Source organism: Micromonospora sp. CPCC 206061 (genome assembly GCF_036906915.1).
Lineage (GTDB): Bacteria > Actinomycetota > Actinomycetes > Mycobacteriales > Micromonosporaceae > Phytohabitans.
The window spans coordinates 74754-89553 of the sequence record NZ_JBAKHX010000028.1; the positions used below are offsets into that span (position 1 = coordinate 74754).

The following is a 14800-nucleotide window of genomic DNA, read 5'->3' on the forward strand; positions in this document are numbered from 1 at the left end:
CGGGGTCTGGTTGACTAGGCGCGTGGGGGACATCGTTTTGGTCAGGCATGGGCAGACCGAGTGGAGCCTGGGGCACAGGCACACCTCGTACACGGACATCGAGCTGACGCCCGACGGGGAGCGCCAGGCCCGCGACCTGGCCGACCGCCTTGCCGGCTGGCCGTTCGCGACGGTGTTGAGCAGCCCGCGCAAGCGGGCGCTACGCACCGCCGAGCTGGCCAAGCTCGCCGTGACCGCGGTCGACGACGACCTCGCCGAGTGGAACTACGGCGACTACGAGGGCGTCACCACCGACGAGATCCACCGCACCCGCGACCCGCGGTGGAACCTGTGGACGGACGGCGCGCCCCGCGGCGAGTCCCCCGAGCAGGTGGGCGCACGGCTGGACCGGGTGCTGGCCCACGCGAAAACGTTCGACGGGGACGTCGCGATCGTCGGGCACGCGCACGCCCTGCGCGTGCTGGGTGCGCGGTGGGTCGGGCTGCCGCCGTCGGGGGGCGGCCTGCTGCGGCTGGACACGGCGACGCTGTCGGTGCTGGGCCACGAGCACGGCCGCCCGGTGATCCTCAGGTGGAATTGCTGATCCGGGGCGGCCGTCCCTCGTACGGCGTGGACAGGACCACGGTGGTGCGGGTGGTGACGTTGGCGGCGGTGCGGATCTCCTGGAGCAGGCGCTCCAGGTCGGCGGGGCTGGCGACCCGCACCAGGAGCATGTAGAAGTCCTCCCCCGCCACCGAGTAGCACGAGTCGATCTCGGGCAGGTGCGAGAGGCGCTCCGGGGCGTCGTCAGGCTGCGACGGGTCGAAGGGCCGGATCGCCACGAACGCGGTCAGCGGCAGGCTCAGCGCCTCGTACGAGACCCGTGCCGTGTATCCCTTGACGATGCCGCGCTGCTCCAGCCGCCGTACCCGCTGATGTACCGCCGATACCGACAGTCCCACCTTGTCGGCGAGGTCGGTGTACGACAGGCGGCCGTCCGCGGTCAGTGCCGCGACGATCGCGCGGTCCGTCTCTTCCACGGCCAGAAAAATACACCCCGGGCTCTAGAGAGAGCGGGATATGACCAAGCGTTGGATCTGGTTGGTGCCTTCGACGATCTGCAGCACCTTGGCCTCGCGCATGTACCGCTCGACCGGGTGGTCCTGCACGTAGCCGTACCCGCCCATCACCTGCACCGCGTCGGTGGTCACCCGCATGGCCATGTCGGTGGCGAACAGCTTGGCCTTCGCCGCTTCCGCCGAGTACGGCCGGCCGGCGTCGCGCAGCCGAGCGGCCGCCAGGGTCAGCGCGCGAGCCGCCGAGATCCCGGTCGCCGCGTCGGCGAGCATGAACCGCAGCCCCTGGAAGTCCAGGATGGAGCGCCCGAACTGCTCCCTCTCCCGCGCGTACGCGACCGCGTAGTCCAGGGCCGCCTGTGCGAGCCCGACCGCGCAGGCGGCGATGCCGAGCCGCCCGGAGTCCAGCGCCTCCATGGCGATCCTGAAGCCGTCGCCGAGTTCGCCGACGAGTCGGTCGGCGGGCACCCGCGCCTCGTCGAAGACGATCTGCGCCACCGGAGACGAGCGCAGCCCCATGGTCTTCTCGGCTGCCTGCGGCAGGATGCCCGGGGTGGCGGCGTCTGCCAGCAGGCACGAGATCCCGCGCGGGCCGGGCCCGCCGGTGCGGCAGAAGACGTTGTAGAAGTCGGCCTGGCCGGCGTGCGTGATCCACGCCTTGGTGCCGGTGACGACGTAGTCGTCGCCGTCGCGGGTCGCCTTGGTCGCCAGGGCGGCCGCGTCGGAGCCGCCCTGCGGCTCGGACAGGCAGTACGCCCCGAGCAGCTCGCCGCCGAGCATGTCGGGCAATAGCTTGCGCAGCTGCTCGCCGCCGTGCGCGTACACGGGATAGCAGGACAGCGTGTGCACGCTGACTGCCTCGGCGACGGCCAGCCACCGACTGGCGAGGACCTCGACCACCTGGAGGTACACCTCGTACGGCTGGGCGGCGCCGCCGTGCTCCTCCGGGTAGGGCAGGCCGAGCAGGCCGGCGCGGCCGAGGGTGCGGACCACCTCGCGTGGGAACACGCCGCGTGCCTCGAAGTCGTCGGCCCGCGGGGCGAGCTCGCCGTCGGCGATCTCGGTCGCGAGACCCAGCAGCTGGTACGCGTCGTCGGTGGGCAGGAGGCGCTCCATGCCCGCAATCTTAACGCTCGTTAGGGAAGGGATGAGGGCAGGCGCGCCGCCACGCCGTCGAGCACCAGGTCGAGCCCGTACCGGAAGGTCCGGTCGCGGGTCAGGCGCGGGTCTTCGCCGGCCCGAGTCAGAGGGTGACCAGGTCGGTGGGGATGGTGTTCAGGCGCTCCACGCCGGTCGCCGTCACCACCACGATGTCTTCGATGCGGGCGCCGTGGCGGCCGGCCAGGTAGATGCCGGGCTCGATCGAGAACGCCATCCCCTCCGACAGCTCCAGCTCACTGCCCGCAACGATGTACGGGTCCTCGTGGCCGTCCAGCCCGATGCCGTGCCCGGTGCGGTGCAGGAACGCCTCGCCGTACCCCGCCGCGGCGATCGCGTCCCGGGCGGCCGCGTCGACCGAACCCGCCCTCACCCCGGGAGCGACCGCCGCCACGGACGCCACCTGCGCGGCGTGCAGCACGTCGTAGTACGCGATGAAGTCGGACGGCGGGCGACCCACCGCGTAGGTCCGGGTCGAGTCCGAGCAGTAGCCCGACGGCATCGTCCCGCCGATGTCGACCACCACCGGGTCGCCGGCCTCGACGACCCGCGCGGACGTCTCGTGGTGGGGGCTGGCGCCGTTCGGGCCGGAGGCCACGATGACGAAGTCGACGGTGGCGTGCCCGGCGCCGCGGATCGCGGCCGCGATGTCGGCGCCGACATCGGCCTCGGTGCGGCCCGGCCGCAGCCAGTCGCCCATCCGCGCGTGCACGGCGTCGATCGCCGCGGCGGCCTCGCGCAGCGCCGCCACCTCCGCCGGCGACTTGCGCATCCGCAGCGGCGCCAGCACCTCGCTGGCGAGCCGCTGCCGCGCGCCGGGCAGCGCGTCACGCAGCGCCAGCGCGTGCATCGCCCACATCCGGTCCGAGAGCCCAACGGACCCGACCTGACCGCCCAGCGCCTTCAAGACCAGCGGATACGGGTCCGAACCGTCGGCGTGGTCCACGATGCGTACCCCGGTGGCCGGCGCCGGTGACGCCTCGGCCGCCGGACGCTCCAGCCGGGGCACGATGAGGGTCGCCTCGCCGTGCGCCGGCAGCACCAGGCAGGTGAGGCGCTCCAGCACGTGGGCGTGGTAGCCGGTCAGGTAGCGCAGGTCGGAGCCGGGCGTGACCAGCAGCGCGTCGAGCCCGGCGGCGGCGGTGGCCAGCTGCGCCGCGACCAGGCGATCCGGTGGGTACAACACGCCAGGAGCGTACCGGGCTTGCTCCCATCGATCACCATCTGTACGCTCCGCCTTACGCATCACGTGAGCGCGGCCGGGCGGCGTAGCTCGCGGCACCGGCTCCTGCCGGCCCCACCCGGTCCCCCTCATGAGAGGTACGCGATGCGCAGACCCCTGTCCTTCGTGCTGACCACGGTCGTTGTGGCCAGCCTCCTGGCGTCGCCAGCCAGCGCCGCCCAGACCATCGGATACCCGTCCTTCAACGGCCCGGCCATCCCCCAGCCGCCCGTCGGGTACTCCACCGGAAACACCATGCAGGCCATCTACGACGCGGAAGCCGGCGGCACCGACTTCTGGATGGACCGCCTGCTCGGCCGCACGGGCAGCGACCCGGCCGACGCCGACGGCGGCATCCTGATGACCCGCGGCCGCGGCGTGTTCATGAAGCTGCACACCCCGGGCACCATCGGCTTCGGCGGGCGGGTCGCCCACTTCGAGAGCCTCAGCGACCAGAGCGCGTACACGGTGGCCATAACCCCCGGCACGTTCACCGAGCAGGCGTCCCAGCGCTGGCAGGGGCCCTCACACTGGCGCAGCGTGCACACGTCCGGCTCGGTCCGCGTCAACCAGACCAAGTTCATCACCGACAACAACGTGCTGGTGACGAACATGTCGATCACCAACACCGGCTCCGCCTCGACGACTTTGCAACTGCGGGCCACCTCGCCGTACGCGACGACCGCGAGCGGCACCGAGCTCACCGGCCAGCGCGCCTCATACAACAGCCTCACCACGCTGTTCCCCCGGCTGGGCGGCGACAGCGGGTTCGCGGTGGGAAGCGGCGGCCTCAACCGCTCCGTCACCGTCGGCGCCGGGCAGACGGTCGAGGCCAAGGTCGTGATGGGCTTCGTCACGAACGAGATCCCCGCGTCGCTGTCCGAGTACAACACCTACCGCGGGTACAACAACGCGACCGCGTTCGCCACCCACGTGCGCGCCTACAACCGCTGGTGGGCCGAGAACATCCCGTACATCGACGTGCCCGAGGCGGCCATCAAGAAGAACATCTACTACCGCTGGTGGCTGATGCGCTTCAACAGCTTCGACGGCGACCTGCCGGGCCAGACCTACCAGTTCCCCACCTCGACCGAGGGCGTGCTGGGGTACAACAACTCGATCGTGCTGACCCAGCCGATGCACATCGACGACCTGAAGTACCTGCGGAACCCGATGTACGCCTACGGCAACTGGCTCAACGTCGGCACGGTGTCCCGCAACGGCCGGTACATGGACAACCCCGGTGACCCTGCCAACTGGTCCAACAGCTACACCCAGTACATCTCCGAGGCCGGCTGGCGGGCGTACCAGATCCACGGTGGACAGCCGGCGATGCTGGCCAACTTCGCCCGGTACGCCGAGCAGGACGTCAAGGGTCAGCTCTCGTTCTACGACCACGACAACGACGGGGTCATCGAGTACGACTGGGGCGCGCTGACCGGCAACGACGCCGACGCGGTGTCGTTCCACTGGCGCTCGGGCTGGCTCGACCGGGCCGAGGGCGCGTACGTGTACAGCAACGCGCTGGCCGCCGTGCAGGCGTACCAGGCGATCGGCAACACCGCCAAGGCGAACGAGATGCAGGCGATCGCCGACCGGGTGCGCAACGGCATCATCACCCAGCTGTGGAACCCGAACCGGCAGATGCTCGAGCACCGGCACGTGTCCACCAACGAGCACGTGCCGTGGAAGGAGATCAACAACTTCTACCCGTACGCGGTCGGCCTGATGCCCAACACCGACCAGTACAAGCAGGCGCTGCGCCTGTTCGACGACCCGGCCGAGTACCCGATCTACCCGTTCTACACGGCCAACCAGCGCGACAAGGCCGCCTCGGGCACCGGTAGCAACAACTTCTCCACCATCAACTCGACCGTCCAGTTCAGGCTGCTCGGATCGGTGCTGCGCAACTACCCCAACCAGTGGATGAACAACGAGTGGTACAAGAAGCTGCTCTACTGGAACGCCTGGGCGCAGTACATCGGCGGCAACACGTCGTGGCCGGACGCCAACGAGTTCTGGGCCAACTGGAACGGCAGCTCCATCACGTACCGGTCCTGGATCCACCACAACATCCTGGGCAGCAGCAACTGGACCGTGATCGAAGACGTCGCCGGCCTGCGTCCGCGCAACGACGCCCAGATCGAGCTGTGGCCGATCAACATCAACTGGTCGCACTTCGCGATCAACAACCTGCGGTACCGCGGCCACGACCTCAGCATCGTCTGGGACGACCCGGCCGACGGCGTGACCCGCTACTCGGGCGTCCCGCAGGGGTACTCGGTCTACATCGACGGCAACCGCGCGTTCACCGTCAACTCGCTCACCCGCGCGGTCTACAACCCGGCCAACGGCTCGGTGAGCCTGCCCGCCGGCGGCACCGTCGCCTTCAACACCGCCGTCGCCGGGCTCGGCACGCCGCAGAGCGTGCAGCTGACCGGCCCCCGCATCACGGACATCTTCGCCAAGGCGGGCGTCGACATCACCTCGACGCTGCCCAACCTGGCGCAGGGCGCGAGCGCGACCGCTTCGTACACCGCCTCGGGCACCTCGACCGGTGCCGCCATCGACGGGTACACGATCAACGACCCGATCTGGGGCTCCAGCGGCTCGCCGAACGCCACGGACTGGTACGAGCTGAACTTCAACCAGACCCGGACGGTCGACGAGGTGCGGCTGCACTTCCGCGACAGCCGGCCGCAGAACGCCACGTACCGGGCGCCGTCGTCGTACACCGTCCAGTACCTGAACGGCAGCACCTGGACGAACGTTGCCAACGCGGTCAAGACACCGTCCACGCCGCAGGGCAACTACAACCTCGTCCAGTTCACCCCGGTCAGCGCGCAACGCATCCGGATACAGATGACGCACGCGTCCGGCTCCAAGGCCGGGCTGACCGAGGTGAAGGTGTACAACCGGGGCAGCGGCGGTCCCAACCCGGAGCCCAACCCGAACCTGGCGCTCCAGGCGACGCCCAGCGCGTCGTTCACCTCGTCGTGGGAGTCGGTGGCCGCGATCAACGACGGCATCGACCCGCCGTCGAGCAACGACACCGTCAACCCGCGCTGGGGCACCTGGCCCAACGAGGGTGAGCAGTGGGCCGAGCTGACCTGGCCGTCGGCGGTCAACCTCGGCCGCGCCGAGGTGTACTTCTTCGACGACAACCAGGGCATCGACATGCCCGCATCGTGGAAGCTCCAGTACTGGAACGGCAGCGCGTACGTCGACATCCCCGCCACGTACCCGCGGGCGGCCAACCAGTACAACGTGGTCAGTTTCTCGTCGGTCAACACCACGCGCCTGCGCGTGGTGTTGCAGAGCGCGGCCGACTCCGTCGGCCTGCTGGAGGTGAAGGCCTTCGCCCCCGCATAGGGTGGGCGCATGGAGTACGTACGACTCGGCTCGACCGGCCTCAAGGTGTCCCGCGTCTGTCTCGGCATGATGAGCTACGGCACATCCCGATGGCGCGACTGGGTGCTGGAGATAGAGGACGCCGAGCCGGTCGTACGCCGCGCGGTCGAGCAGGGCATCACGTTCTTCGACACCGCCGACATGTACTCCGACGGCGCCAGCGAAGAGGTCACCGGCAAGCTGCTGCGTGACCTCTTCGCCCACCGCGACGACTACGTGCTGGCCACCAAGGTGTACAACCCGATGGGCGACGGGCCCAACGACAGGGGCCTGTCGCGCAAGCACATCCTCGCCGGCATCGACGCCTCACTGCGCCGGCTCGGCACCGACCACGTCGACCTGTACCAGATCCACCGCTGGGACTACGAGACGCCGATCGAGGAGACGATGGCGGCGCTGCACGACGTGGTGCGCTCCGGCAAGGCCCGCTACATCGGCGCCTCCAGCATGTGGGCGTGGCAGTTCGCCAAGGCCCAGCACGTGGCCGCGGCCAACGGCTGGACGCCGTTCGTGTCCATGCAGAACCACTACAACCTGGTGTACCGCGAGGAAGAACGCGAGATGCTCCCGCTCTGCCTCGACCAGGGCGTCGGCGTCGTCCCGTGGAGCCCTCTCGCCCGTGGCCTGCTGGCCGGTGGACGGGGTCGCGGCACCACCCGCGCCAGCAACGACCCGATGGCCCGCCAGCTGTACCCGGACTCACACACCTCCGACGCCGACGTCGTCGAGGCCGTCACGGCGGTCGCGCAGCGGCGCGGCGTCCCCGCCGCACAGGTGGCCCTCGCCTGGCTGATGCGCCAGCCCGCCGTCACCGCGCCGATCGTCGGCGCCACCAAGCTCGGGCACATCGACGACGCGGTCGCCGCCGTCAACGTGACGCTCAGCGACGAAGAGGCCACCGAGCTGGAGTTCCCCTACCGGCCCCACCAGATCACGGGACACTCCTGAGCTCTTCGACGACGCTGGTGCCCCCGCCCGGCTTCGACTCCCACTCCCACACCTCATCCAGGCGCAGCCGGCCGTCCGGCAGCACCTCGATCGAGGTCGCGCAGTGCCCGCCCGACGTCTCACCGTCGGCGTTCAGCTGCACGTACCGGATGTCCAGCGTGTCACCAGTGCGGGTGCCGACCAGGTACCCGTGGCGCACCGCCCCGCCCCGATAGGTGGCCCACACCTCGCCGTCCCGCTCGCGGTACTCGAAGATCGTGTCCGCCCCGACCTCGCCGCCGACGTTGGCGACGGCGGCGAAGCTACGCCCGTCCAGCGAAGGTGCCATCATGATCGCGATCTTAAAGGCAGGGCCCCGCCGGCCTCGCCGTGGGTCAGCCCTCGTGGGCCAGGCGCTTCGCGAGCCAGGCCAGCGCCATCGGGTACCGGTAGTCGATGCCGCCGTGCCCGGCGTCGAACAGTTCGAAGTGGATCCGGTCGGCCGGCACCCCGATCCGGTCAAGACGTGCCCGGAATTCCTCCGCACCCAGATCCAGGTACCACTCGTCGCGGGTGCCGGCGTCGATCCAGATCGAGCGCACCGACCGCAGCGCCTCCGCGTACCGGTCGACCATCCGCACGGGGTCCCAGTCGAGCCAGCGCTGCCACACCTCCGGCAGCAGCGCGCCGGTCCTCTGGTCGAACGGCAGCTCCGGCGTGCCGTCCGGGCGCGCCGAGAAGCAGGCCGCGCAGCCGAGCAGGATCAGCAGCTCGCTGTCGGCCTCCTTCGTGAAGGAGGTCCGGGACCGGAAGTCGGCCCACCACCGCTGGATGTCATGGTCGTAGTCGCGCAGCAGCCGCACCGCCTTGGGGAACGTGGGGATGTAGCTCAGCTCGTACAGGCTGTCGCCGGCGTGCGTGGCGAAAGCCCCGAACAGGTCCGGCCGCAGCATCGGCGTGACCATCGCCCCGAAGCCGCCGGACGACTTGCCGCTGATCGCCCGCGCCTCCCGGTTGGCCAGCGTGCGGTACCGCGCGTCGACCCACGGCACCACCTCGTCGCACAGGTACGAGTGGTACGCCCCGGTGCCGGGCGAGTCGACGAACTGCGAGCCGCCATAGGCGGTCCACGCGTCGACGAACACCACGACGCACGGCGGCGCCTCACCGGACGCGAACAGGGCGTCGGCGGTCTCGATGAACGGCTGCCGGTACGGCGCGCGGTTGGCCCACATGGCGACGTGCCCGGTGTACCCCTGGATCACGTACACCGCCGGGTACCGCACGGCGCTCTCGTCGTAACCCGGCGGCAGGTACACCCAGATCGGCCGCTGGTGCGGGTCGCCGAGCGGGTTGCCGCGCAGCAGCTTGGATTCGATGGTGACGCGGTCGAGGCGGCCGGCGAGTTCGACGTCCCAAGGCAACATGCCGCCCAGTCAACCACTCAGCGGTCCAGCCCGCGGGCGCCTACGCGTGGCGTATGGGCCCTTCACTCGAAACCGCGCGCCGCACCAGCACGGGAACTCGCCTGGGAGATCGCCGATCTGTGCTCCGACATGGGCCGCCTCCTCTGTCTGGCCTCTCAACACGGGGTGTGCTCGGCGCCGGTGGACAGCAGCAGGAACTGTCCCGGCGTCGGCTCGGACAGCGTGTGCCGCATCTCCCAGCGCGTGCAGGTCTGCTCCTCGCTGCCGCTCGGCCCGTAGCCGGGGTCCTGGGTGCTCTGGAAGGTCACCCAAGCAATCGCGGCCCCCTCGCCAAGATGGTCGTCGGCCACCTCCCGCAACACGATGTCGCTGTCGTAGGTCGTGGACACGCCATCGATGAAGGCGCTCCAGCCCGCGGTGCTGTGGGGGTCGATCGGATGTCGGGAATCGATCACCGCGCGCGTCCGTTCGTAGTCCCGCTCGTTGATGCCGGAGAAATACGCGTCCAGCATCCAGGCGACGTCGACGGCCCGTGGGTCGGCGCTCGCCGGCGCGTAGTCGACGACGCCGAGGTAGCGCGGTACGTACGGCTCGCGTGGTGGCGGGGGCGCGACCGTCGTGCGCCTCCGCGGCGGCGCGGGCGGAGCGGTGGTCGGAGCGCCGGGCGTGGTCTCGGGAGCCGCGAGCGTCGGCGATGGCGCCGGCGGTGCCGGCGTATCCGGTTCCGTGGCGTCGTCCCCGCCGCCCGGGCGGAGTGCCGCGGCGCCGACGGTGACGGCGGCGACCAAGGCGAAGGCGGCACCGACGATCACCCATCGGCTCCGCCACCGGGCCCGGTCGGGTAGCGCGGGGGCGAGAAGGTCCGGCGGGCGCTCCGTGCCGGTCACCTCGGTCCCACACGCGGGGCAGAATCGCGCGTCGGGACGCACGGGGTGGCCGTTTGGACAGCGGTTCTCCAGTCGCTCGGTCATTCGTGCCTCCTGACCGTGCTCAGTCACCGGTTCTCAGTCGCGTGCCGCACGCTTCGCAGTAGGAGTCGCCGTCGGCGCAGGCGCGGCCGCAGCTGGTGCAGAAGACCGGGGGTGGGCCGGCGACCGGCCGTGCCGTACCCGGCTGCTGCCTGGCCAGATGGATCATCGCGCCAAGCCAGGTGCCCACTACCGCCCATATGAGCGGCAGAAACACGGTGGCCACCGTGGACGGTCTGATGTGGACGCTGGCACCAGCCGCCTCGATCTGCCCACTCGCCAGCCACGCCAGTACCCAGCAGCCGACGACGAGCGGGGCACCGGCGTACAGTGCGGCCGTGACGGCCGTTCGCGGCTCGGGACCGGCCCGGCCCGCGGCCACATAGCCCGCCCGCACCGTGGCCGCGAGCGGAATCAACAGCAGAAGGAGCCAGTATCGGGGAACGTCCATGTCGCCCGCGCCGGCCGCACCGAACACGCCGGCCGACGAGGACTCGTAGCCGCCGAAGCCACTCACGCTCGCGCTCATGGTGGCCCCCATCCCCGCGACCACCGCCCAAGTGACCAGGTTCGGCATGGCCAGCAACGCCAGGAGGGCGAGGACACCGGGCCGCACATCGACGCCGGCGTCGCCATCAAATGCCGCGGCCAGCAGGGCGACGACGACCGCGAGCATTCCCAGGGCGCCAGCGACCAGCGCACCGGCCGCCGCTCCCGTGGTCCCGGCCGCCGTACCAGGGAGCCGACCGTCCATTCTGGCCAGAATTCGCGCCCAGGACTGGTCCCTCTTCGACCGCAGTGCCCCGGTGGCTCCGAAGACGACGGCCCACACGAACGGCAGGAACAGCGCGCCCACCGCCGAGGCATGGGCCTCGTCGCCATCCACGTCGAGACGGGCGATCAGCGAGCCCCCGAATGACAGCAACGCGTACACCACCGCGAGGCGCACGACGACGAGGAAGCGGCCGCGCGGCTCCCGCTCGGAACGCGCGACGAACCGTCCGGCCGCCGCCAGGATCACACCAACAATGAGCATCCCCCCGAGCGGCGCGAACGTCACCGTCGTTGTCGAGAAGTCACCATCGAAGACGATGCCGACGCGTTGGAAGAGCAACAGACACAGCATCGCGAGAAGGAAGAGGTCCGGTCCCGGTCCATCCTCCGGCCCGGAGAGCACGATGAGCAGGCTGACCAGAATCAGGCAGGCCGCGTATCCAGCGACGAACGCCCCGACCGCGCCGACAGCGGGTGTCCGCCACCAGCGGCGGAGGCCGGCTGGCGACAGCACCGACTCGGCCAGAAACGCGGCGAACGCGGCCATCCTGCCCGCCGGTGCGGGCGGTGACGGCTCGGCCGCACGTTGACTCGTGTCGGGCCCCACCGACGTACCGGGCAGTTCGCTGCCGCACCACCGGCATTTGAGCGCCTTGTCCTGAATAGGCTCGGCGCAGTAGGGACATGTCTTCATCCGCAGACACCCCCGCGCATATGCCGGCCCGAATCACGACGAGCCGCGCACGCTTCCAAGATTCAGTACAGGTGAGCTTGGCCAGCGCCGCAGCCTTATCGCGGGATTTGGTACCGCTGTTGAGACTGAGGCGGCCGCGACCCGCCGTTCCTGCACAACGTCTCCACCAATCGCCCGCACCCCTGTGGTGGGCTTGGCGAATGACCGCCCCAGATCCGATCGCGTACCTGGACGCCGCCGCCGCCACGACCGCGGGCCAGGCCTACAAGCGACGCTTCGTCGACGCCCTCGACGTGCTGCCCGGCCACACGGTCGTCGACATCGGCTGCGGGCCCGGCACCGACCTGGCCGCGCTCGCCGACGCGACCGGCACCGACGGCTCGGTCATCGGCGTCGACCGCGACCCCCGGATGCTCGACGAGGCCCGCCGCCGCCTTGCCGACCGACCAAACGTGGTCGTATGCCCCGGCGACGCCGCCGACCTTCCCCTGGCCTCCGGCAGCGCCGACCGCGCCAGGGTCGACCGGGTACTCCAGCACGTGCCCGACCCGACGACATCGATCACCGAGATCCGCCGCGTACTGCGACCCGGCGGGCTGTGCGGCATGGCCGAGCCCGACTGGCACACCCTCGCCGTCGCCGATGAAGACCACGAGACGAGCAGCGGCTTCGCCGAGTTCGTCGCGGGCCAGGTGCGCAACGCGACGGTCGGCCGCCAGCTGGTACGCCTGTGCGTCGACGCCGGCCTGCGCGTGCGCTCAGTCGAGCCGATCGCGGTGCTGTTCCGCGACTTCGGCACGGCCGACCAGATCCTGGGGCTGCGGCGCAACTGCGCCCGCGCCATCCAGGCCGGCAGGCTCGCCGAGGCGAGAGCCGACGCCTGGCTCCGCCGCGTCGCCCGCGGCCCGGTGGTAGCCGGCTTCACCTTCTACCTCGTGACCGCCGAAAAGTAGATCTAGACGACTTCTCCACGGCAACGCCTTCGTCCACCTCACCGATAAGGCCCACTTCGTCGCCGGCAGGGTCCTCGACCTCGAGCTCGGGCAACTCGCAGAGTTGCTGCGCAGCTACGTCGATCCAGCCTCACGCTGGTCCGACGAGCGCAGCTCGGCCCGCCTCGGCCCGAAGCCCTGACCGAAGGACGTGGGCGTTGACCTGGCCAACGAGGTGCGCCAGGTCGCCGACCTCGACGACCTCCACCCCGGCGACGCGCAGCGTCTCCACACCGTCGCAGTCGGCGAACAGCGGCGGCTCGCGCAACGCGAACACGACCCGGCCGACGCCGGCCGCGAGGATCAGCCCCGCGCAGGACGCCGGCCGCGACGAGCGCGCGGTGCAGGGTTCCAGCGACGTGTACAGCGTGGCGCGCGTGAGATCGAGCCCGGCCAGCTTCGCGAGCGCGACCTCCTCCGCGTGGTTGCGGGGGTCGCCCTCGCCGGTGTATCCGGTCGCCAGCACGGTGCCGTCACGGTCGACGACGACCGCCCCGACGGCATACCGGTGCGGCGACGGCGGCGACTGCCGCGACACCTGGATCGCGGCCGCCAGCCACAGCCGGTCCGTGTCAGCTCTCATCGTGGGCCTGCCAGGCGTCGTCGAGGTTTATCGGGTGCTCCACAGTGGCAGATCGATGGTGTGGCGGGTGTGGGTAACCTTGGTAGCGAGGTAGCGGGCGTTGTCGGCCGACAGGTGTACGCCGGTCGGGATCCGCTCCTCGACCTGAATGCCGAGGGCGTCAAGCTGCAGCGCCTTGTCGGGGTTGTTGCTCAGCAGCCGCACGCGGTCGGCGCCCAGCGCCCGCAGCATCTGCGCGGCGGCGGCATAGTCACGCTCGTCCTCGCCGTGGCCGAGGGCCAGGTTGGCCTGGTAGGTGTCCATGCCGGTGTCCTGCAACGCGTAGGCGTCGAGCTTGGCGTAGAGGCCGATCCCCCGGCCCTCCTGCCGCAGGTACAGCAGGAACCCGCCGGCGTCGGTGATGCGTTCGACCGCCTCGCGCAGCTGAGGCCCGCAGTCGCAGCGCTCGCTGCCGAACACGTCCCCGGTCAGGCACTCGCTGTGCGGGCGCACCAGCGGGGTCGCCGCCGAGCGCCAGTCGCCGAGGGCCAGCGCCAGGTGCTCCCGGCCGTCCACGAGCCCGGTGAAGGTGAACACCTCGGCACTCGTGCGGTACCCGTCCGGGAAGGCCAGCGGCACCGTCACCCGGGTACGCACCGCGGCGGGGCGCACTCCCAGCATCGCGTCCGTCATCCCGACCTCCAAGTCAATGAACCTTCATCAACAACGTACGCCGAATAAAGTTGTAGCTTCAACCATTAGAGACCGTGGGCTCCGTCACCGCGTTTGACAGACTTGGCGCATGACGAACCCGCTGGAACCGCTCGCCGAGACCTGGGAGCGCGCACTGGCCATCGTGGCCCACCCCGACGACCTGGAGTTCGGTGCCGCCGCGGCCATCGCGCGCTGGACCGACCAGGGCAAGCACATCGCGTACTGCCTGGTCACCAGCGGCGAGGCCGGCATCGACGGGATGCCACCGGAGCAGACGCGCGGCGTCCGCGAGGATGAGCAACGGGCCTCGGCCGCCGTCGTGGGCGTCCACGACGTCGAGTTCCTGGGCTTCCCCGACGGCATCATCGAGTACGGTGTGCCGCTGCGTCGCGCCCTGGCGAAGGTGGTCCGCCGGCACCGTCCCGACATCGTGATCACGAACAACTTCCGCGACACCTGGGACGGCGCCATCATGCTGAACCAGGCCGACCACATCGCGACCGGCCGCGCCGTGCTCGACGCCGTCCGCGACGCCGGCAACCGCTGGGTCTTCACCGACCAACTAGACGATGGCCTCGAACCATGGGGCGGCGTGCAACAGGTCTGGTGCTCCGGCTCGCCAGACGCGAAGCACGCCGTCGACGTGTCGGACACGTTCGCCCGCGGCCTGGAGTCCCTGCGCGCCCACGACGCCTACCTGCGCGGCCTTGGCGCGGGCACGTTCGACCCGGAAGAGTTCCTCGACGGCATCGGCCGCGCGACCGGCACCCGCCTGGGCACCCGCCACGCCGCCCAGTTCGAAGTCTTCCCCCTGACCCTCTTCTGAACCCACCACCCGCGGCCCCGCGCGGCGCGCCCCCGGCGGGCCCGCACCCCGGCGGGCCCGCGCCCCGGCG

Annotated in this window: 14 protein-coding genes; 5 read left to right on the forward strand and 9 right to left on the reverse strand. The window is 70.7% G+C overall.

The features are described from left to right. Positions 1-22 precede the first annotated feature (22 nt). Entirely contained in the window at positions 23-583 is a 561-nt protein-coding gene (locus tag V6V89_RS20185) for a histidine phosphatase family protein (protein ID WP_334620720.1), read from the forward strand. On the opposite strand, the gene V6V89_RS20190 is transcribed toward V6V89_RS20185, so the two are convergent. From V6V89_RS20190 to V6V89_RS20200, 3 genes are all read right to left on the reverse strand, one after another. Further along, positions 567-1019 carry an Lrp/AsnC family transcriptional regulator gene (locus V6V89_RS20190; RefSeq protein ID WP_334620721.1) on the reverse strand — a complete coding sequence of 151 codons (453 nt, stop codon included), beginning with the start codon at positions 1017-1019 and terminating at the stop codon, positions 567-569. The genes V6V89_RS20185 and V6V89_RS20190 overlap by 17 nt on opposite strands. Positions 1020-1043: 24 nt before the next feature. Next, on the reverse strand, positions 1044-2171 hold the full coding sequence (locus V6V89_RS20195) for an acyl-CoA dehydrogenase family protein (protein WP_334620722.1): 1128 nt from the start codon (positions 2169-2171) through the stop codon (positions 1044-1046). A gap of 127 nt (positions 2172-2298) precedes the next feature. Continuing rightward, entirely contained in the window at positions 2299-3399 is a 1101-nt protein-coding gene (locus tag V6V89_RS20200) for a M24 family metallopeptidase (protein WP_442935181.1), read from the reverse strand. Positions 3400-3540: 141 nt separating this feature from the next. On the opposite strand from V6V89_RS20200, the gene V6V89_RS20205 reads away from it, so the two are divergent. Together V6V89_RS20205 and V6V89_RS20210 are read left to right on the forward strand one after the other, a co-directional pair. Beyond that, entirely contained in the window at positions 3541-6807 is a 3267-nt protein-coding gene (locus V6V89_RS20205) for a discoidin domain-containing protein (RefSeq protein ID WP_334620724.1), read from the forward strand. Positions 6808-6816: 9 nt separating this feature from the next. Continuing rightward, complete coding sequence (locus V6V89_RS20210) at positions 6817-7794, forward strand: aldo/keto reductase (protein WP_334620725.1); 978 nt, start codon at positions 6817-6819, stop codon at positions 7792-7794. On the opposite strand, the gene V6V89_RS20215 is transcribed toward V6V89_RS20210, so the two are convergent. The 4 genes from V6V89_RS20215 to V6V89_RS20230 form a co-directional block, all read right to left on the reverse strand. After that, a complete protein-coding gene (locus V6V89_RS20215) occupies positions 7778-8125 on the reverse strand; it encodes a hypothetical protein (protein WP_334620726.1) in 348 nt (115 codons plus the stop codon). The two genes, V6V89_RS20210 and V6V89_RS20215, sit on opposite strands and share 17 nt — an antisense overlap. Before the next feature lie 43 nt (positions 8126-8168). Then, positions 8169-9200, reverse strand: a complete 1032-nt coding sequence (locus V6V89_RS20220) for an alpha/beta hydrolase (protein WP_334620727.1) — start codon at positions 9198-9200, stop codon at positions 8169-8171. 155 nt (positions 9201-9355) lie between these two features. Then, positions 9356-10171 (reverse strand): zinc ribbon domain-containing protein, encoded by an 816-nt coding sequence (locus V6V89_RS20225; RefSeq protein WP_334620728.1) that lies wholly within the window; start codon positions 10169-10171, stop codon positions 9356-9358. A gap of 19 nt (positions 10172-10190) precedes the next feature. Beyond that, the gene (locus V6V89_RS20230; RefSeq protein ID WP_334620729.1) at positions 10191-11636 is read right to left on the reverse strand and encodes a zinc ribbon domain-containing protein; all 1446 of its coding nucleotides are present in this window, start codon (positions 11634-11636) and stop codon (positions 10191-10193) included. Positions 11637-11836: 200 nt separating this feature from the next. On the opposite strand from V6V89_RS20230, the gene V6V89_RS20235 reads away from it, so the two are divergent. After that, entirely contained in the window at positions 11837-12589 is a 753-nt protein-coding gene (locus V6V89_RS20235) for a methyltransferase domain-containing protein (RefSeq protein WP_334620730.1), read from the forward strand. Positions 12590-12719: 130 nt separating this feature from the next. Here V6V89_RS20235 and V6V89_RS20240 read toward each other — a convergent pair whose 3' ends face one another. Together V6V89_RS20240 and V6V89_RS20245 are read right to left on the reverse strand one after the other, a co-directional pair. Then, entirely contained in the window at positions 12720-13211 is a 492-nt protein-coding gene (locus V6V89_RS20240; protein WP_334620731.1) for a deaminase, read from the reverse strand. 27 nt (positions 13212-13238) lie between these two features. Beyond that, positions 13239-13883, reverse strand: a complete 645-nt coding sequence (locus V6V89_RS20245; RefSeq protein WP_334620732.1) for a GTP cyclohydrolase II — start codon at positions 13881-13883, stop codon at positions 13239-13241. Positions 13884-13992: 109 nt separating this feature from the next. On the opposite strand from V6V89_RS20245, the gene V6V89_RS20250 reads away from it, so the two are divergent. After that, positions 13993-14730 carry a PIG-L deacetylase family protein gene (locus V6V89_RS20250; protein ID WP_334620733.1) on the forward strand — a complete coding sequence of 246 codons (738 nt, stop codon included), beginning with the start codon at positions 13993-13995 and terminating at the stop codon, positions 14728-14730. Positions 14731-14800 lie beyond the last annotated feature (70 nt).